Annotated in this window: 14 protein-coding genes; 4 read left to right on the top strand and 10 right to left on the bottom strand. The window is 32.2% G+C overall.

Annotated elements, in window-relative coordinates:
• Nucleotides 1-187: 187 nt before the first annotated feature.
• Both KI230_RS04720 and KI230_RS04715 read right to left on the bottom strand, forming a co-directional pair.
• Entirely contained in the window at nucleotides 188-2,002 is a 1,815-nt protein-coding gene (locus KI230_RS04720; protein ID WP_001044231.1) for an acyltransferase family protein, read from the bottom strand.
• 547 nt (nucleotides 2,003-2,549) lie between these two features.
• Nucleotides 2,550-2,858: a metal-sulfur cluster assembly factor gene (locus tag KI230_RS04715; RefSeq protein ID WP_000390575.1), complete on the bottom strand. Its 309-nt coding sequence runs from the start codon at nucleotides 2,856-2,858 to the stop codon at nucleotides 2,550-2,552.
• 113 nt (nucleotides 2,859-2,971) lie between these two features.
• Between KI230_RS04715 and KI230_RS04710 the strand changes: the two genes are divergently transcribed.
• Entirely contained in the window at nucleotides 2,972-3,796 is an 825-nt protein-coding gene (locus KI230_RS04710; RefSeq protein WP_001182436.1) for a Cof-type HAD-IIB family hydrolase, read from the top strand.
• 51 nt (nucleotides 3,797-3,847) lie between these two features.
• Nucleotides 3,848-5,164, top strand: coding sequence for a CoA-disulfide reductase (locus KI230_RS04705; protein ID WP_001124513.1), 1,317 nt, complete (start codon nucleotides 3,848-3,850; stop codon nucleotides 5,162-5,164).
• 170 nt (nucleotides 5,165-5,334) lie between these two features.
• Here the strand turns inward: KI230_RS04705 and KI230_RS04700 are convergent, their stop codons facing one another.
• From KI230_RS04700 to KI230_RS04665, 8 genes are all read right to left on the bottom strand, one after another.
• Nucleotides 5,335-5,724, bottom strand: a complete 390-nt coding sequence (locus KI230_RS04700) for a YisL family protein (RefSeq protein ID WP_000902807.1) — start codon at nucleotides 5,722-5,724, stop codon at nucleotides 5,335-5,337.
• Nucleotides 5,725-6,051: 327 nt separating this feature from the next.
• A complete protein-coding gene (locus KI230_RS04695; protein ID WP_000670755.1) occupies nucleotides 6,052-6,954 on the bottom strand; it encodes a fumarylacetoacetate hydrolase family protein in 903 nt (300 codons plus the stop codon).
• A gap of 165 nt (nucleotides 6,955-7,119) precedes the next feature.
• Nucleotides 7,120-10,773: a helicase-exonuclease AddAB subunit AddA gene (gene addA, locus KI230_RS04690; RefSeq protein WP_045178074.1), complete on the bottom strand. Its 3,654-nt coding sequence runs from the start codon at nucleotides 10,771-10,773 to the stop codon at nucleotides 7,120-7,122.
• Complete coding sequence (addB, locus tag KI230_RS04685; RefSeq protein WP_017804811.1) at nucleotides 10,774-14,250, bottom strand: helicase-exonuclease AddAB subunit AddB; 3,477 nt, start codon at nucleotides 14,248-14,250, stop codon at nucleotides 10,774-10,776.
• A 159-nt stretch (nucleotides 14,251-14,409) separates the two neighbouring features.
• Nucleotides 14,410-14,985, bottom strand: a complete 576-nt coding sequence (gene lepB, locus KI230_RS04680; protein ID WP_000711896.1) for a signal peptidase I — start codon at nucleotides 14,983-14,985, stop codon at nucleotides 14,410-14,412.
• 15 nt (nucleotides 14,986-15,000) lie between these two features.
• On the bottom strand, nucleotides 15,001-15,525 hold the full coding sequence (gene lepB, locus KI230_RS04675; RefSeq protein ID WP_000758209.1) for a signal peptidase I: 525 nt from the start codon (nucleotides 15,523-15,525) through the stop codon (nucleotides 15,001-15,003).
• Between the two features lie 4 nt (nucleotides 15,526-15,529).
• Nucleotides 15,530-16,105 (bottom strand): TVP38/TMEM64 family protein, encoded by a 576-nt coding sequence (locus KI230_RS04670; protein ID WP_000007967.1) that lies wholly within the window; start codon nucleotides 16,103-16,105, stop codon nucleotides 15,530-15,532.
• 324 nt (nucleotides 16,106-16,429) lie between these two features.
• Nucleotides 16,430-17,761: a glucose-6-phosphate isomerase gene (locus KI230_RS04665; protein WP_000148852.1), complete on the bottom strand. Its 1,332-nt coding sequence runs from the start codon at nucleotides 17,759-17,761 to the stop codon at nucleotides 16,430-16,432.
• Nucleotides 17,762-18,111: 350 nt separating this feature from the next.
• On the opposite strand from KI230_RS04665, the gene KI230_RS04660 reads away from it, so the two are divergent.
• Nucleotides 18,112-19,317 carry an argininosuccinate synthase gene (locus KI230_RS04660; RefSeq protein WP_045178080.1) on the top strand — a complete coding sequence of 402 codons (1,206 nt, stop codon included), beginning with the start codon at nucleotides 18,112-18,114 and terminating at the stop codon, nucleotides 19,315-19,317.
• A complete protein-coding gene (gene argH / locus KI230_RS04655; RefSeq protein WP_214958335.1) occupies nucleotides 19,307-20,686 on the top strand; it encodes an argininosuccinate lyase in 1,380 nt (459 codons plus the stop codon). The genes KI230_RS04660 and argH overlap by 11 nt, the downstream gene beginning before the upstream one ends.
• The last annotated feature ends 30 nt before the right edge of the window (nucleotides 20,687-20,716 follow it).

Genomic DNA, 20,716 nt, shown 5'->3' with positions numbered 1-20,716 from the left:
ATTTGTAGAGTTGGTCAAGTTGCACTTTTGACTTTGACTTTCTTTAACCTTAATTATATTATAGTCCCAATATAATCATTTATCAACTCTTTTACACTTAAATTTCCTAATATTTGTAAATATTTTTTTGAATAAAAAAATCTAGCTAATGTTACGTTACACATTAACTAGACTTATTAAACATATGTTATTTCTTTTTAAGTGCTTTTAATATTTCATCTTTTAAAGCTAGGACTCCTTTGTACTCTAAATGTACACCGTCTGGTGCAAAATATTCACTATGTCCTTGTGATCGCTTATACCAATCAATTAATGTGACATTGGACTTTCGTTTCGCCGCGTCAGCTAATAATCGATTTACATTTGCCTCATAAATTCTTGGAACACGTGTATTAACTAAATAAATCTTGGCTTTTCCAAATTGATTAAGTAAATCGTCGAGCTGTTTGACAGTAAAGTCGCCATTTGTACCTAATTCTAATACGACTTGATCAGATGATTTTTTATATTGTGAATAATTCGCTTTAACTAAAGGTAAGGTTTGATACAATTGACGCCCTACTTTTCCATCAATTCTAGACTTAGGAACTGATGACTTAAATGACTCACCGATATCAACCATTACTGAATCACCGATTAAAAGAGGTTTAATATTATTATATACGTCGGAAGATTCCTTTTTCTTCTCACTTACTAAGCCATCAATGTGTATGTTATCAATTGGTGCTATCCGCATTAAATAATTATCTTCAATTGTGGTATCAAAGCTATTCGCTTTTTCTCCAATAATGTCTTTACCATATTTATTGAATGCACCTACTAAAATCAACATAAATGGAATTAACAAGGTTACTACAATTGCCATTCTTATAAATTGTGGTATATAAGAAGGTCGCCAATTTAAAGCTTTAATACCTTCTTTTCTAAATGGAGTTTCTATAAAGCGATATGATAGCTCTGCAAATATAATTGTTAAACTTATATCTATAAAGTACACATATACAGGTATCTGTCCGTCTACATAGTAACTATGTACGAAACTAATTACTGCAAAATGCCATAAATATAAACTATAAGACCTTTTCCCGATAAATACTAACACTGGATTTGAAAATATCTTCGCTATCCATGTAGATGGATGAACGACACTAGCAATAATAAATAACGTTAATATGGATATTAAATAGAAACCACCATCATATATCCAATTCGTCTCATCATTAATAATGAAAAATAATAATATAAGTACTATAAATGATAAACTACCTATGCTATCAATAACATATTTTACAACTTTAGGTGGATCATTTTTCAATTTAAACGGTGGCCATAAAAAAGCTAAAATAACACCCAGTAACAATGTCTGTAATCTAGTATCTGTACCAAAATACACTCGTGAATGATCCCCATTAATACTGTAGATAAACATCATTAACCCTAAAGAAATTATTGATACTCCCCAAAAAATAAATCCTATTTTGTATCGCTTTTTAATTGTTAACAATAATGTAACCAAAATAACTGGGAAAAATATGTAAAACTGTTCTTCAATTGCTAAAGACCATAAATGCTTTAATGGCATAAATGAAAATTGCTCAAAATAATTAACATCTTTTGCTATATACCACCAGTTTGATACATAAAATATCGCAGCAATAATATCATGTTTAACCCTAATGATATTATCTGATTTTAATAATAAGGTTGCTGTCCCTACAACCATTAATAAAACTATGACTGCTGGTAATAAACGTTTTAAACGACGTATCCAAAAGCTTTTCAATTTAATGATACCTGTGTCATCATACTCTTTGAGTAATAAGCTTGTAATTAAATAACCAGAGATCACAAAAAATGTATCCACACCTAAAAAGCCACCTGTCAACCATTGCTTGTTTAAGTGGTAAATAATAATTCCTAGAACAGCGATTGCCCTCAAACCATCGAGCCCTGGCATATATCTCATTTTCTTATACTTTGTAAAACCCTTTGTTTTGTTCATTTTTGCATTCTTCCCTTTTAAAACTGTTCTTCTTAGATGCTTAATTAAATTTAGTTATGCTGTTTAAAAGAATATTGAAATGCATATGTATATTATTGAATTACGACATCATCAAAATCATATTGACTAAAATACTGTTAAATTAAAAAAATTACCAATGATGATTCTTACTTCGAAATCCAATTTGTAATGCAACTCGGCAACTTAAAAACTATGAAGTATTATGTATTGTAATATAACTGTAATATAAATTCAATTTATTATAAAAATTTTCAAGAAAATATTCAACTAGAAAATGAATTGTACACTCTTGGAAGTGCAAGTCACTGTCTTAATTCATATTTTTTGAAACAAGTTAGATATAAATTTTCAAAATGAAATCAGAACCTAGAACATAAATAAGGCTCCCTTCAAAATTTTCATTTTTCAATGTCTACTTTGAAGGGAGCTTATTCACAATGAATTATACTCTACAATGTTATATTGACTGCGGGGACCCAACACAGAGAATTTCTAAAAGAAATTCTACAGGCAATGCACGTTTATGTTAGCTCACACCAAGTGCAATCTTAGCGTAACGTGACATCATATCTTTTGTCCAAGGTGGACTCCATACGATATTCACTTCAGTATCCTGAATTTCAGGAATCTCTGCTAATACTGTTTTAACTTGATCAATAATTTGAGGTCCCATTGGACATCCCATTGATGTTAAAGTCATATCAACTGTACATACGCCTTCATCATCAACATTCACTTTGTATACTAAACCTAAATTAACGATATCAATTCCTAATTCAGGGTCAATTACCATTTCTAATGCACCTAAGATACTATCTTTCAATGCCTCTTCCATCCATATCACCTCTTTAATGTCATATTATTCATAATATATCAAATATCCGACAAAACGCCAATAAAATGCTATGATGTATCTATATGAACTAAGCAACTTATGAGGAGAGAGATATGCAACCACATTTAATATGTCTAGACTTAGACGGAACATTATTAAACGATAACAAAGAAATTTCATCATATACTAAACAAGTATTAAATGAATTACAACAACGTGGACACCAAATTATGATTGCGACTGGCAGACCTTATCGTGCAAGTCAAATGTATTATCATGAATTAAATTTAACGACACCAATTGTTAATTTTAATGGCGCTTACGTACATCACCCTAAAGATAAAAACTTCAAAACTTGCCATGAAATTTTAGATTTAGGCATCGCACAAAACATTATTCAAGGATTACAACAATATCAAGTATCGAATATTATAGCAGAAGTGAAAGATTATGTTTTCATTAACAATCATGATCCAAGATTATTTGAAGGTTTTTCAATGGGTAATCCAAGAATTCAAACTGGTAATTTACTTGTCCACTTGAAAGAATCCCCTACCTCAATTTTAATTGAAGCCGAAGAAAGTAAAATACCTGAAATCAAAAATATGCTTACTCATTTTTATGCCGATCATATTGAGCATCGACGCTGGGGCGCACCATTCCCTGTCATTGAAATTGTAAAACTTGGTATTAATAAAGCAAGAGGCATTGAGCAAGTTAGACAATTTTTAAATATTGACCGAAATAATATTATTGCATTCGGTGATGAAGATAATGATATTGAAATGATTGAGTACGCGCGTCACGGTGTTGCTATGGAAAATGGTTTGCAAGAACTTAAAGATGTAGCGAACAATATTACATTCAACAATAATGAAGATGGCATTGGTCGATATTTGAATGATTTCTTTAATTTAAATATTAGATATTACTGTTAATTTATAACTAATCATTTTATAATATTTTAAAACAATAGGAGGTAAGTTACGATGCCCAAAATAGTCGTAGTCGGAGCAGTCGCTGGCGGTGCAACATGTGCCAGCCAAATTCGACGTTTAGATAAAGAAAGTGACATTATTATTTTTGAAAAAGATCGTGATATGAGCTTTGCTAATTGTGCATTGCCTTATGTCATTGGCGAAGTTGTTGAAGATAGAAAATATGCTTTAGCGTATACACCTGAAAAATTTTATGATAGAAAGCAAATCACAGTAAAAACTTATCATGAAGTTATTGCAATCAATGATGAAAGACAAACTGTAACTGTATTAAATAGAAAGACCAACGAACAATTTGAAGAATCTTACGATAAACTCATTTTAAGCCCTGGTGCAAGTGCAAATAGCCTTGGCTTTGAGAGTGATATTACATTTACACTTAGAAATTTAGAAGACACTGATGCTATCGATCAATTCATCAAAGCAAATCAAGTTGATAAAGTATTGGTTGTAGGTGCAGGGTATGTTTCATTAGAAGTTCTTGAAAATCTTTATGAACGTGGTTTACACCCTACTTTAATTCATCGATCTGATAAGATAAATAAATTAATGGATGCCGACATGAATCAACCTATACTTGATGAATTAGATAAGCGGGAGATTCCATACCGTTTAAATGAGGAAATTAATGCTATCAATGGAAATGAAATTACATTTAAATCAGGAAAAGTTGAACATTACGATATGATTATTGAAGGTGTCGGTACTCACCCCAATTCAAAATTTATCGAAAGTTCAAATATCAAACTTGATCGAAAAGGTTTCATACCGGTAAACGATAAATTTGAAACAAATGTTCCAAACATTTATGCAATAGGCGATATTGCAACATCACATTATCGACATGTCGATCTACCGGCTAGTGTTCCTTTAGCTTGGGGCGCTCACCGTGCAGCAAGTATTGTTGCCGAACAAATTGCTGGAAATGACACTATTGAATTCAAAGGCTTCTTAGGCAACAATATTGTGAAGTTCTTTGATTATACATTTGCGAGTGTCGGCGTTAAACCAAACGAACTAAAGCAATTTGACTATAAAATGGTAGAAGTCACTCAAGGTGCACACGCGAATTATTACCCAGGAAATTCCCCTTTACACTTAAGAGTATATTATGACACTTCAAACCGTCAGATTTTAAGAGCAGCTGCAGTAGGAAAAGAAGGTGCAGATAAACGTATTGATGTACTATCGATGGCAATGATGAACCAGCTAACTGTAGATGAGTTAACTGAGTTTGAAGTGGCTTATGCACCACCATATAGCCACCCTAAAGATTTAATCAATATGATTGGTTACAAAGCTAAATAAATGAATCATGCGATTCAATCTAATCTTAATTGTCTAGGTTAGAATTATGTTGGACTGGTACTACTATCCAGTCCATTTTTTATGTTTAACATTTTTAGAATCAAAAAAGACATAAGGTCTTGGACTAATAATTGTCCATGCCTTATGTCATATACTATATGTCTTATCAATTAGCCAATACCGAATAATTTTGATATAGGCCCTAACGGTAGAATGACACCTAATACCATTGTGATGATAATTAATGCAATTGTTATCCAAAACATTGTGTGACTTTGTTCATGTCTCTTTCTTTTAGCAATCGACACTTCCATCAATCCAACTACTGCAACACCACACAGCATTTTCAATGTAAGCAACATATGATTTGCCCCGCCATTCATAAATGACTGAATTAATATCCAAAATCCTGAAATTAACGTCAACAGCATAAATAAGCGTAAAATCATGTGCAACGGTTTGAAAAATGGTGATCCGCCTTGATTTTTTGAAATGTTTAAGTATGTAGCGATAAATAAAATAATCGCTAATACCCAACTTAATATATGTAAATGTAACATACTGATTCCCCCCACTTTAATAATTTATATTATTAAATTAAAGCTTCTTGGGATTAATACCCACTTGCTTGTAATTTAATCATGATTTGATTATACACGAATATATATTCTACCACACTTCTATATTTGAGAGGAAGAACATGACATTTTATTACTTATTAGAATATTGTGCATCTGCTGTAAAATAATCAACTACTTCTTAATATCAATATTTCACTTTCATCTCAAAATGGTAACATTATAAACAATTATCTTTAACACCTTTTTAGAAAAGCAAGAAAAAACTAACCAATCTATATAAAGACTGGTTAGCTTTTTAAATGATAATTATTTAGCGATATAAGTTGTCAGCGTTCCAATATTATCAATAGTCACTTTAACTTCATCACCTGGTTGTAAGAATTTAGGTGGTTGCATACCTGCACCAACGCCTGCTGGTGTACCAGTTGCAATAATATCTCCCGGATGTAGTGCAACATATTTTGAAATTTCTTCTATTAATTCATCAATTTTAAGAATCATTTCGCCAGTGTTACCATCTTGTCTAATTTCATTGTTAACTTTTGTAACAATATTTACATTTTCAGGTAATGGTAGTTCATCTTTAGTAACGATATAAGGACCCATTGGGCAACCGCCAGTTAAACTTTTTGATAAAAATGCTTGATCTTGTTCACTTTGTGCTTTGCGATCAGTGATATCGTTAATAATTGTATAGCCGTAAACATAATCTAAAGCTAATGCTTTTGGAATCTTTTCACCAGACTTACCAATAACAATACCTAATTCACCTTCATAATCTAATTGATCAGTAATATCTTTATGATTTGGAATTGTTGCATTATCTCCTGTTAAAGATGACGCTGCTTTTGTAAATACATATAATCTTTCTACTTCATGATTTAATTCGTTCGCATGATCTTTGTAATTTCTACCAAAAGCAATCACATTATTCGGAGGTGTTACTGGTGGTAAGAATTCAATGTCATTAAATGAAATTTTATAGTCTTCAGCTTTGCCGCTATCTTCTGCTGCTACAACTGCTTTACGTACTTGTTCTTGAAAATCTAAAGTATGATTTTGTTGTAAACCAGCTAACAATGTTTTAGGATGGAAATCTCCTTCTGCAAAGTCAGCAAATACTTGTGTTAAATCCCATACAGCATCTTCGCGTTTTACTTTAACGCCATATGAAGTTTTGTCATTATACTTGAATGATAAGAATTTCATTCATTCTCAACTCCTCATCTTTATCTTAATTCACATTATAACTTTTTTCGTTATCAAATAACAAATAAATAAGTAAGACAATTTTGAAAATGAGTTGTGTTCATTCTGCTACAAGGACTTTGCACTTAATCGAAATTATTTTTTATTCTTTTGAAAATCAAAATACTACAGTTGCAATGTACCAAATTTGAAGAAGTATAAATAACCTTTAACTTCTTTATTAAGTATCGTTTGAAGCGTATTTTGATAATATTTCATCTGTATCTTATATTTATTTTTTAATTGTGTACCAATTTCTTCATCTGTCATCCCACGGCGACGATTAAATGCATCGGTTTTATAGTCTACAAAATAATGCACACCATCTTTAACAAAGATTAAGTCAATCATACCTTGAATAATTGAGACGTCTTCGTCTCCTTGTGGCAATTGGTCAACTAATGCTTGGTTAACTACAAACGGTAATTCACGATAAACTTGCTCTGCTTCAGCAATAATCGAATATAACTCACTATTGATAAATGTCATTATTTCATCCATACGGATATCTTTTTTCGCATCTGCTTCGATAATATGTTTATCGATTAATCCATCGATATACTGATGTAACTCAACTTCAGATATGCGTTCTTTTTTGAATGGTAAATGTTGCATCACTGTATGCATTAACGTACCAATTTCATTCGCTTTTCGTTTACCTTGTTCACTTAGAAATTTAGGTCGTTCATACGTTGAAAAACCGATACGATATTGTCTTACTCGTTCGTAACTTGTGCCACTTTCTTCTGTTTCATATTGCCTTTTCAATTCAGAAACAGATTGTTTTGATGGCTTTTTAGTATCATTTACATATGGATATTGATAATCAAGTTGGTGTTTAATTTGTGCTTTAACATCCTCATTACCATTTTGCATAGTTTCTAATTGATTAACCGAACGATATTCATTATTATCTAAAATGGTTTCTGTAGACACATCTTCAAAGTATATAATTGAAATATTTACATTCGGACGACTACTATCTTCAACTTGTGCTATATCTTTTTCAAATTTTAAATCATCTGGAATTGACGCAGATTGATGTTTAGATAAAATACTATAAATAAGATGGAACGGATTTGGTGAAGTTAATCGTTCATTGACAGCAATGTGCTCACCAGAAATAGACAATTGCTCTAGTTCTAGTAACGATTTATCATTTTTCACTCTACCAATTAAATAAAGTTGTTCTTTCGCTCTTGTTAATGCTACATAGACTAATCGCATTTCTTCTGACACAAGTTCTTTTTCGGCAACAGCTTTATATGCAACCGAAGCTAAAGATGGAAATGCCATTTCTTTATCCACATCAAAATAATCCATTCCGAGACCAAATTGCTGATTTAAAATAACTGGTTGTTTCAAATCACGTTTATTAAAATCTTTTGACAATCCAGAATAAATGACAAATGGAAACTCTAGACCTTTACTACTATGAATTGTCATCATTCTAACAACATTATCGTTTGGACCAACTACATTTTCCTCACCAAAATCTTTGCCTCTTTCAATCAATTCATCGATAAAACGAATAAATTGATATAAACCTCTAAAACTTGAATTCTCAAACTCGATAGCTTTATTAAATAAACCATAAAGGTTTGCACGTCGTCCACGTCCACCAATAAGTCCACTAAAGTATTGAATAACATAATGATCATTATAAAATTTATCAATTAACTGATACACCGGATGATCTTTACTATATTGTTGGTAACTTTGAATATCTGATAAAAACATTTTTAATTTATCAACTAAAATAGCATCTGCTGCTTCGTCATTAATGTAATTTACAATCGATTGATAGAAGTAGTCATCATTTGGACTCAATATTCTAATTTGAGCTAATTCGTCTTCTTTGAACTGATATATAACGGAGCGCATTAACCCAACTAAATAAATATCTTGTAATGGATTATCTATCGCTCTTAAAAATGATAATACTAAGCGGACTTCTGTTTGTTCAAAGTAACCTTCACGACTATTCACATGGAATGGAATATCTTCATTTTTAAAGGCTTGTTGTAAATTGCGAGCTTGTCCAAAGCTGCGTTCTAGAATAACGATATCCTTGTATGTCGCACTTCTATAGCTTCCTGTTTTCATATCATAAACTTTTTGATGTTCTAAGATATCTTTAACTTGTTCTACTATAAAATGCGCTTCTTGTTCACTACCAGTTAAATCACTATGTTCTTGATCCGCTTCAACAAGCACTTTTAAGTTTACTGGATGGTCCGATTCATCATATGGTGCACCATAATACAACTGTGCCGCTTCATCATATTTTACTTCACCTACTTGTTCATCCATCATATGTTTGAATATATAGTTAGTCGTTGACAGTACTTCTTTTCGAGAACGGAAGTTTTGCGACAAATCAATTCGACGTCCAGTGCCATCTCCATCTATAGTAAAGCGTTGATACTTTTCAATAAATAAACTTGGATCAGCTTGTCTAAATTTATAAATGGATTGCTTAACATCTCCAACCATAAATAAATTACCATTATGTTCATCACCCGTTTTGATGCAAGATAGTATTTTCTCTTGAACCCGGTTCGTATCTTGATACTCATCGACCAATATTTCTTGAAAGTGTTGACGGTATGATTCGGCAATTTCTGATGGCGAACCATCCTCATTAGTTAAAATTTGTAGTGCAAAATGTTCATAATCAGAAAAATCCAAAATATTTTTGCTACGCTTTTTTCGATTGAATTCTGACATAACATCTTTCACAATACGCGCAAGGTACTTTACTCGTGGCGCCAATTGTTGCATATCAGCTTTCAAATCATCAGCTTCTCTTGAAAAGTAATCACTCTTCACTTTATCAATTAATGATTTATATTTTTTATACTGAAGTTTAGCATCTTCTAAGGCATCGATCATCATTTCATTTGCTTCTTTAATTTTCGCTGTTACATTAGGCAAACGCGCGCCAAATTCGTGACCAGTTAAATAAGGTATATCAATAAAGCCACCTTCTAAAACACGCCCCATTAAACGTCGTTCATCTTCTATAACAGCTAAATGTTTATCGACGCTATCCATCATACTAAACAAATCATACGCCTTATTTAAAGCATCATAGGCAGCTGTGATAAATACTTTAGATAAGTCTGTTAGTAGTTGAATAAGTTGCGCTTGTTGTGCTTCTTCTTCGTATGGTGTCACCAATTGATCCAACCAATTTGTAGGATTTGGATTTGCAACGCTAAAGAAATACAATTGTTTAATAATCATTCGAAACTGATCATCACTTCTATCTGAAGACAATTGCTCTGTTAATTCAATAAAAGCAGGATCAAGGATATCGTAATGTTGTTCTATGACCTCATCTATCGTTTGTTCTAATAATAAAATATTTTCAGCTTCACTGCTTGTTCTAAAGTTCGGGTCAATATTTAATACATCATAATGCTGTTGAATTAATTTCAAACAAAAACTATGAAGTGTAGATATTTGTGCTTGATGAATTTTGATGCGTTGGTTTTTCAAGTGTGCATTTGCAGGATCAGCAATCGATGCCTCTTGAATACGTTGGTCTACACGATGCTTCATTTCACGTGCGCTTAAGTTTGTAAACGTTACGACTAAAAGTCGATCGACATCAATGCCATCACGTAAAATCTTTTGGATAATACGCTCAACTAGTACAGCTGTTTTACCTGAACCTGCCGCGGCTGCAACAAGTACATCTTGTCCAGTTGCGTAAATACTTTGCCATTGCGCGTCAGTCCAAATCACGCCTTGTGGTTTCTCTGGAATTGTCATCTATTGCTCACCCCCAAATTCATCATCAATGTTAATATTTTGAATTGCTTCAATTGGATTTATTGTTTCATCTACAGTTCGATATCGCTTACTATCAATCATGCCATCTACATGACATACCGATTGATAACTACAAAAAGCACATGGCAATTTTTGTTTGTACTTTAATGGTGCAACTTCAGTATGTCCATCCATAATATTTGAAGCTGTTTCTATAAAATTCTCTTTGTTATGTTGTATGAATTTATAAATCGTTGCTTCATCTGCAACTTGGCTGCCTCGTTTACTCAAAGAACCATCTTTATTCAAACCAACTGGTACAATATCTGAAGTGAATTTAGGTTCTAAACGAATATCCAATGCATCAATAACAGTTTGGTCTGCATTCACTAAACCACTCAGCTTAAACTTTTTAATTAAATCTTGTTCTAGTTTATCTTCATCAATATCAGCCCATGATTTAAATTTGATTCTAGGTTCATGTACATGGAAGTATAATAATCCACCTGGTTTCACAATATCTGTTAATCCAAGACGTTGTTTATTTTGTAAAACGATATCCATGTATGTCATCATTTGCATTTGCATACCATAATATACTTTCGTTAAATCAAGTGTCGCACTACCTTCAGAGGATTTATAGTCAATGATATTAACAAAACTTGTATCATTCTTTGTATACGTATCGATACGGTCAATTTGCCCTCTAATATTAATTGGAATACCTTGAGTTGTCGTTAATGTTTGTGCAATTAATTCGTCATTTGTTCTTGGTTTCCTTCTAAAACTTGTCTCAAAATGTTTTGGCATAAACTTTGAATACGTGCCTTGATATTTTAATGCGCTTAGTGTTGTTTCTACAATAGCGCCAATGCGTCTTGATAAATAACGATAGTAAGCTGAAGAATTTAATAAATTAAACTGAACTTTAGGTAAAATTTCTTCCAATGCTTCATTCGTTAATTGTCTTATTTTTTTCAGGTCTAATTGTTTAAAATCGCCATTAATACGTTCAGATATATATTTTAAAACAGAATGGAAAATATCACCTAAATCAAAGTTTTGAAGTTCATACTTCGTTCGTTCATTTAGTTTCAGACCATGTGAGGCATAGTGTTTAAATGGGCATTGTTGATAACCTTCAAAACGAGATACACTGGCATTGATTTCCTTACCATATAAATCTTTAGACAACGTTTCACCTAATTTTACAGTTTCATTGTCAAACGTTAATGCTGACATTAAATAATCTAAACCTTGATTTAAATGATCGCTATCTCTAATTACTTGATAAGCATCTAACCAACTATCAGCCACAATTTCATCATCTAACCAAGCACGCAATGCTTCAAATAATGTAATTTTGGTTTGCTTAGCATGTTGCATTAGTGACAATGGGTTAACTTCATGGTATTGAGGAATGTTAGTAATTTCCAATTGGTTAAACAATGATTGAATTTGATTTAAAAATGGGCTGATCTCCTTATCATCACCACTTGATCCCATTAGACTGTAAGAAAATGTAACATCTTGTCGCGCTCTTGTCATAGCAATATAGCAAACAAATGCTTCATCCATCTGTAAAATATCTGATGTTGGACTTAACTCGACATTAGCCTGCTGTTCAAAGTATTTCTTTTCTTCATCTGTAATCAAGCTTGACGCAGTTACTGGTTGTGGCATCGTACCATCATTCATACCTACTAAGAAAACATGTTGCTTATTATCGACTTTAGCCAAATCCATCGTACCAATACTTACTTGGTCCAATGTTTGCGGAATCATAACAAATTCTAATTGTTCTAAACCAATATCAAATACTTCTAAGAAACGTTCCATCGACATTGGTTCATCTCCAAATACTAGAACTAAGTCATCAAGGATTTGAATTAAGCCATTCCATATTTGATCAATTTCCTCCGCCTTTTCATGATTACCATTTAAATCAAGTTCATCTCGCTCTGTCATCAATTGATTTGGCAGTTCGAAATATTCCATACTTTCATAAAAAGCAGTTGCAAAGTCTTTTACAGTTTCCGCTTGTGACATTTGCTTTTCAAAATGTAAAATTTTATCAATGACATCTTTCTTTAACTTAACGACTTGTTCAAATGTGTTACGTTCATCTTCGGTCAGTTTATGCGCTTTACGCCCCATTTTGCTAAAATGTTCGACATTAAATAGCTCATCATCTAACCAACGTTTACCGTATATACCACGTTCAAGTACAAAATTTTCAAGTAAATCAACTAAGTATGCACTTTTTAGATATGATGCCGTTAACACATCAGTCTTCAATAAGCGTAGCATTGGATTCACTTGCCAATTAGATTGAATAACTTCAATCAATGAACGAATCATTTCCATGACCGGATGATGTGTCATCGAACGCTTTGTATCAATATTATAAGGAATATTATAAAGCGGTAATATGGAATCAAATAAATAAGCATAAGATTCATCACGATATAAAATAGCAATATCTTGATATCGTAATTGCTTATCACGAATATCAACGATGATACGTCGCGCAATTTCATTTATTTCCTCTCTCATAGTCGCAGATTCTAAAATATTGATATGACCTTGACATGCCACTCGATTGATTTGAAGTACATCAAATTCTTGTTCAAGATGCTTTAAATCTTGATTATTGAAGCGATATAATTGGTTGAAATATTGACGTTCAATAGAAATATTGAGTTCATTTGCTATTTCTTCAATATGTCGTAACACTTCCGATGGTTTTCTAAATAAACTAAATTGATCGTGGTTACCATCTGTCGTCAATATAATTGTGACACTCTTCGCATATTTAATTAATCCTTTGATTATTAAATACTCAATCGTTGAAAAGTTGTGAAAACCATCAATATATATATCAGCACGTTTTAGCCACTCTGATTTCGGCATACAATCAATAAAATATTGTAATGAATCCTCACCAGTAATAAACTCGTTTTGAATGCGTTGTTCGAACTCACGGTATATTAAAGCAATATCCTCTAACTTATTTTTAGTTCGAGTTTGCATATTTTTATCAGCAATAAAGTGTTCTAAATGTTCAGGCGTTACTGCATATTTTTTAAAATCTTGAATTTGTTCTGTTAATTTTTCACTAAACCCATAATATTTTGCTTGTGATTGATAAAGTTTTAAATACTTTTGTTGTTCTTGAACAATGTTATAAATCATCATTTCCGTTGCAGCTTTAGATAACTTTTGTTCGCTATAACTACCAACTTCTTGGAAAATACGATGACTTAATCGTTCAAAATGCAACACTTCTGTTCTTAAACTACCATTTAATTCCGGATCATTGACAAAGGCTTGTTCTAATTGAAATGTACTTTGAGTTGGCGCAATTAAAATGATTGGATCTCCAAGCGGATCTGCTTTCATTTTTTGTTTTATTTCGGTCAACATTTTCGTAGACTTACCTGTTCCCGCTCTACCTAAATAAGCATGTAATGTCATGACAAACCCTCACTTCCTTTGACACATATTTTAACACAAAGTGATTGTGATTGATTTATTATAAGTTCATTTCGAACTTAGCTTTTATTGTGGTACTAACAAAATAAAACATCGTTTATCAGTATTAAAACCGACAAACGATGTTGTATTTGTTTCATATTAATTTTTAGTATTTTCAGGATTGAAATTATGTTTAAATTCACTAAATGGCCAGAATCTAAATGAAACTTTACCAACAATTTGGTCTTCATCAATGAGGCCAAACGCACGGCTATCTTTACTTACTTCACGATTATCTCCAAGAACTAAATATTTACCTTTTGGAATGACATTTGATTTAGGATTCGCATTCGGTAAATCTTTAACTTGGAAAGTCCCAGTAATGTAATCACCTTGTTTATGTTTTAAATTATAGTTTAAATATGGTTCATCTTGTTTTTTACCATTGACATATAATGTATCATTTTTATATTCTACTTTATCACCAGGAACACCGATGACACGTTTAACATAGTCATCATTTTTGTTTGCATGGAAGACAACTACATTACCTTTTTCCAAACCACCTGTTTTATATCCAATAATGTTTACAGCTACTCGCTCGCCATCTTTCAAAGTTGGATCCATTGATTCACCTTTAATTGTATATGGTGTAACAATAAATTTACCTACTATAAATAAAATGACAAAAGCGACTGCAATTGAAATAATCCATTCCAATAATTCTTTTTTCAATTTTGACACCTCTTTTTAAGATTTGAACTGAATCGTCCATTTTGAAAAAGGATAATATCTCAAACTTATATTACCAATAATATCCTTTTTATCAATTAAACCAAATTGTCTAGAATCATGCTGATTGTTATCATGATCATTTAGCACAACAAAATTGTTAGGCGGTATAATATCTCCATCTAATTCTTTAAAATTGCGCAAACTAAAATCTTTAATTTTTCTGTTCTTGGCATAAGATGCGTCAACCGGTCGGTCATCACGGTATAATTGTCCCTGACGAAACGCCATTGATTGACCAGGTTTGGCAATAATTCGACTAGTATATATCTCGTTACCACGCCTATATGTAATGATATCACCATTATTCAATTGATTAAATGTAACTTTAATTTTATTTACAATAACACGATCCCCTTTGTTCAGGGTTGGTGACATATCATTATTCGGAATGACATGACCAACTATTACAAAAGTTTGTACGAACAGTACAATGATAATAGCAAGTATCAATGAAATCAAATATTTTACAACTTTTTTCACGATGTCACTCCTTTTTCGACCCCATAAAATGCTGTTCTAACTTTTTTCCAACAATCCAAAATACAACCAACACAACTAACATTAATATCCCTCTTAAAGGATGCGTTAAAATTGTAGTAATTTCCTTTCCTAAATAACCTAAAATAATTGTTGAAACTAACTTTGATGATGCCAAAACAATGAAATAATATTTAGGTCTAATATGAGATAGACTCGCTACAAAATTTATTAATGTATTTGGCGTAAAAGGAAAACAAAGTAAAATAAACAATGGGATTAATCCTTGGCGATCAATAAAACTAATCAAGCGTTGAACAGCAGTACGTTGTTTAATTCGCTGCATCCTCTCAGTGTTCACCAATCGTTTACAGATCAAATAGACTGTAAATGTTCCAGAAATTAATCCAAGCCAACTAATCAATATACCTAAAATAGGTCCATAAGCTTGAATGTTAATTAAAATATAGAGTGCTAAAGGAAATACTGGAATTATCGCTCTAATATATAACAATATAAATCCAGGTAAATAACCAAACTGTCGAAATATCTCAAACCATTCTTCTACTTGATGAAACGACAAATCATCAATCCCTTTCTTTGGTTGAAGATAATTATTCTTACATTATAAAGTTAATTACTAAGTAAAGAAACATTAACATGTAATCATGCTAATAAATCAGTCTCTAGTAGTATAACAATATTATTGTATGACAGATGTTATTTTTTCTTTAATTTTCTCTTAACATCTTGTCACATTAGCTAGTAACCTAGTTCTTGCATATAAATAAAAACGAGGTTGTCATTACATTTTTACATTTGTAATGACAACCTCGAAAATATGCTTTAAATAGTTAACGTCTAGTTCTATCTTTTCAAACTTCACTAATCATTGAAGTAATGTATTTTATAAACGCTCTTCTAATTCTTTTTTCAAGTCTTCAAAACCAGGTTTACCTAATAATGCGAACATGTTTTGTTTATATGCTTCTACACCAGGTTGGTTAAATGGATTTACACCTAATTGGTATCCACTCATTGCACAAGCAAGTTCGAAGAAGTATACGACATAACCGAAAGTTTCTTCATCTAATTGTGGAATGTTCACTACCATGTTAGGAACACCACCATCAGTATGCGCTAATAATGTACCTTCGAATGCTTTTGTGTTAACTTCGTCGATTGTTTTACCAGCCAAATAATTTAATCCGTCTAGATCATCACTATCTTTTTCAATAGTAATATCATATTTAGGATGATTTACTTTTACCACTGTTTCGAATAAGAAACGACGGCCTTCTTGTACATATTGACCTAAAGAATGTAAATCAGTTGTGTAGTTGGCACTTGAAGGATAGATACCTTTGAAGTCTTTACCTTCTGATTCACCAAATAATTGTTTCCACCATTCATTAAAGTATTGCATAGATGGTTCATAGTTAATCAACATTTCTGTTGTATAACCTTTTGCATATAAAATGTTTCGAATTGTCGCATATTGGTATGCAATGTTGTCTTCTAATTTATCTGAAGATAATTCTTCACGTGCTTTTGCAGCACCAATCATCATAGCTTCGATGTTAATTCCAGCTGTTGCAATTGGTAATAATCCTACTGCTGTTAAAACAGAATATCTTCCACCTACATCATCAGGTACGATAAACGTTTCATATCCTTCGTTTGTAGCCAACTGTTTTAAAGCACCTTTTTCTTTATCCGTTGTTGCAAATATACGTTTTTGTGCTTCTTCTTTACCGTATCTTTCTTCAACTAATTGTTTGAACAATCTAAATGCAACTGCTGGTTCTGTAGTTGTACCAGATTTAGAAATAACGTTTACAGAGAAATCTTTGTCTGCTAAATAATCAACTAACTCTTTCGTATATGTTGATGATAAGTGATTACCAACAAATACAATTTCAGGGTATTCATTGCTGTTTCTAAATGATGACGTTAACATTTCGATTGCTGCACGTGCACCTAAGTAAGAACCACCAATACCGATGACTACTAAAACATCAGAATTTTCTTTAATGCGTTTTGATGCTTCAACAATTCTTGAAAATTCTTCTTTGTCGTAATCAACTGGTAAATCAACCCAGCCTAAGAAGTCACTACCTGCACCAGTACCTTCATGAATTGTTTTGTGAATTGATTTAACAATTTCTTGTTGTTGTTTTAATTCGTGTTCACCGAAAAATTCTAACGTTTTACTAAAATCTAATTGAATATGAGTCATCTATAAAAGCCTCCTGTTTCATTTAATATCTTAATTTTACTAAGTTTACGTTTGCGATTCAATTCACAAGTTTGTACTTAATCAATAAAATTGATATTTATGTGACGTTTCACACCTATTTTTCAACAAACATTTCAAACTGGCGTCAAACACTCAAACATTTTTTATACAATTTGCATGCTTTTTAAAATACTTTTAAACATTGATAAATAAGCATTTATACTTACAACTCTAACTATCTCTATCGCATTTTATGAATAAATATGTAAAATAATGGTTTTATTTTCATTAAAAGTTTGCTATCATGTGTTCATACGAAATATTCAGATAACTACAATGAGGTGAATTTTATGAAAGAGAAAATTGTTTTAGCATATTCAGGAGGACTAGATACAAGTGTGGCCGTTCAATGGCTTATCGACAAAGGATACGACGTTGTAGCTTGTTGCCTAGATGTTGGTGAAGGTAAAGATTTAGACATCGTTTATAAAAAAGCTTTAGATATGGGAGCAGTTGAATGTCATATTATTGATGCAACAAAAGAATTTAGTGATGAGTATGTAAGTTATGCAATCAAAGGAAATTTAATGTATGAAAATGCATATCCATTAGTTTCAGCTTTATCAAGACCATTAATCGCTAAAAAATTAGTAGAGATTGCTGAGAAAACAAATTCAGTAGGTATTGCACATGGTTGTACTGGTAAAGGGAATGACCAAGTACGTTTCGAAGTTGCCATTAAAGCATTAAACCCATCATTGAAAGCATTCGCACCTGTACGTGAGTGGGCATGGAGTCGTGAAGAAGAAATCGATTATGCAATTAAACATAATATCCCTGTATCAATCAACCTTGATTCACCTTATTCTATCGATCAAAATCTATGGGGCAGAGCGAATGAATGTGGTATTTTAGAAGATCCTTATGCTGCGCCACCAGAGGATGCGTTCGATCTAACAAATGCTTTAGAAGAAACACCAGATGCTGCTGATGAAATCATTTTAACGTTTGATAAAGGCATCCCAGTTCAAATTGATGGCAAAACATATGAATTAGACGATTTAATTTTAACGTTGAATGCATTAGCTGGTAAGCATGGTATCGGAAGAATTGACCATGTAGAAAATAGACTTGTAGGTATCAAATCAAGAGAAATTTATGAGGCACCTGCTGCAGAAGTTATTTTAAAAGCGCATAAAGCATTAGAAACGATTACGTTAACGAAAGATGTCGCACACTTTAAACCAATCATCGAGAAGCAATTTGCTGAACAACTATACAATGGACTTTGGTTCTCACCTTTAACTGATAGCTTAAAATTATTTATTGATAGTACTCAGCAATACGTAAGTGGTGATGTCAGAATTAAATTATTCAAAGGTAATGCCATCGTAAATGGTAGAAAATCACCTTACACATTATATGATGAAAAATTAGCAACTTATACAAAAGAAGATGCATTTAATCAAGACGCTGCTGTTGGCTTTATCGATATCTATGGTTTACCTACTCAAGTAAATTCGATGCTACATGGAGGCTATAGCAATGAGCAATAAAGCTTGGGGCGGTAGATTTGAAGTACAACCTGAAGAGTGGGTTGACGACTTTAACGCATCCATTACTTTTGATCAAACGCTCATAGATCAAGATATCGAAGGCAGCATTGCGCATGCAACTATGCTTGCGAATCAAGGCATTATTAGTCAACAAGACAGCGAACAAATTATACAAGGACTAAAATCTATTCAACATGATTATCATCAAGATCAAATTCAATTTAGTGCATCATTAGAAGATATTCATTTAAATATTGAACATGAATTAATTAAACGTATCGGTGATGCTGGTGGTAAGTTGCATACTGGACGCAGTAGAAACGATCAAGTTGCAACAGACATGCACTTGTACACTAAGAAACAAGTGCAAGATATCATCGCATTAATTAAGTCGTTACAAAGTGTAATTGTAGACATCGCTTCCAATAATGTTGATACAATTATGCCTGGTTATACTCATTTACAGCGTGCACAGCCAATTTCATTTGCACATCATATTATGACTTATTTTTGGATGTTACAACGAGACCAACAACGATTTGAAGATAGTTTAAAACGAATCGATATTAATCCTTTAGGTGCAGCAGCCTTAAGTGGTACCACATACCCTATCGATAGACACGAGACAACAGCATTGTTGAACTTTGGCAGTCTCTATGAGAATAGCCTAGATGCTGTTAGTGACAGAGACTATATTATTGAAACATTGCATAATATTTCTTTAACGATGGTTCACTTATCACGCTTTGCAGAGGAAATTATTTTCTGGTCCATAGACGAAGCTAAATTCATTACATTATCAGATGCATTTTCAACTGGCTCATCTATTATGCCACAAAAGAAAAATCCTGATATGGCAGAATTAATTAGAGGTAAAGTTGGTCGAACGACTGGTCATTTAATGAGCATGCTTATGACTTTAAAAGGATTACCTCTAGCATATAACAAAGATATGCAGGAAGATAAAGAAGGTTTATTCGATGCTGTCCATACAATTAAAGGTTCTTTACGTATTTTCGAAGGTATGATTCAAACGATGACAATTAATAAAGAACGACTCAATCAAACTGTTAAAGAAGATTTTTCAAATGCAACGGAACTAGCAGATTATTTAGTAACTAAAAATATTCCATTTAGAACTGCACATGAAATTGTAGGAAAAATCGTCTTAGAATGTATACAACAAGGTCATTATTTATTAGATGTTCCTTTAGCAACATATCAACAACATCATTCTAGTATCGATGCCGATATTTACGATTATTTGCAGCCTGAAAATTGCTTGAAACGACGTCAAAGTTACGGGTCAACGGGGCAATCATCGGTCAAACAACAACTTGATGTTGCTAAACAATTACTATCACAATAAATACGTTAATCTACCTACCCACAATGTCTA

Origin of the sequence: Staphylococcus sp. MZ3 (genome assembly GCF_018622755.1) — a bacterium.
GTDB classification, from domain to species: Bacteria; Bacillota; Bacilli; order Staphylococcales; family Staphylococcaceae; genus Staphylococcus; species Staphylococcus aureus.
The sequence above is the reverse complement of the archived record's forward strand: the minus strand, read 5'-3'. Positions and strand labels throughout refer to the sequence as shown.

What these genes read in the sequence shown, in the direction of transcription:
- KI230_RS04660 (WP_045178080.1), top strand. Translation starts at nt 18,112, where the DNA reads ATGAAAGAGAAAATTGTTTTAGCATATTCAGGAGGACTAGATACAAGT.
- KI230_RS04705 (WP_001124513.1), top strand. Translation starts at nt 3,848, where the DNA reads ATGCCCAAAATAGTCGTAGTCGGAGCAGTCGCTGGCGGTGCAACATGT.
- KI230_RS04700 (WP_000902807.1), bottom strand. Translation starts at nt 5,724, where the DNA reads ATGTTACATTTACATATATTAAGTTGGGTATTAGCGATTATTTTATTT.
- KI230_RS04720 (WP_001044231.1), bottom strand. Translation starts at nt 2,002, where the DNA reads ATGAACAAAACAAAGGGTTTTACAAAGTATAAGAAAATGAGATATATG.
- addA (WP_045178074.1), bottom strand. Translation starts at nt 10,773, where the DNA reads ATGACAATTCCAGAGAAACCACAAGGCGTGATTTGGACTGACGCGCAA.
- KI230_RS04695 (WP_000670755.1), bottom strand. Translation starts at nt 6,954, where the DNA reads ATGAAATTCTTATCATTCAAGTATAATGACAAAACTTCATATGGCGTT.
- KI230_RS04715 (WP_000390575.1), bottom strand. Translation starts at nt 2,858, where the DNA reads ATGGAAGAGGCATTGAAAGATAGTATCTTAGGTGCATTAGAAATGGTA.
- argH (WP_214958335.1), top strand. Translation starts at nt 19,307, where the DNA reads ATGAGCAATAAAGCTTGGGGCGGTAGATTTGAAGTACAACCTGAAGAG.
- KI230_RS04665 (WP_000148852.1), bottom strand. Translation starts at nt 17,761, where the DNA reads ATGACTCATATTCAATTAGATTTTAGTAAAACGTTAGAATTTTTCGGT.
- addB (WP_017804811.1), bottom strand. Translation starts at nt 14,250, where the DNA reads ATGACATTACATGCTTATTTAGGTAGAGCGGGAACAGGTAAGTCTACG.
- KI230_RS04710 (WP_001182436.1), top strand. Translation starts at nt 2,972, where the DNA reads ATGCAACCACATTTAATATGTCTAGACTTAGACGGAACATTATTAAAC.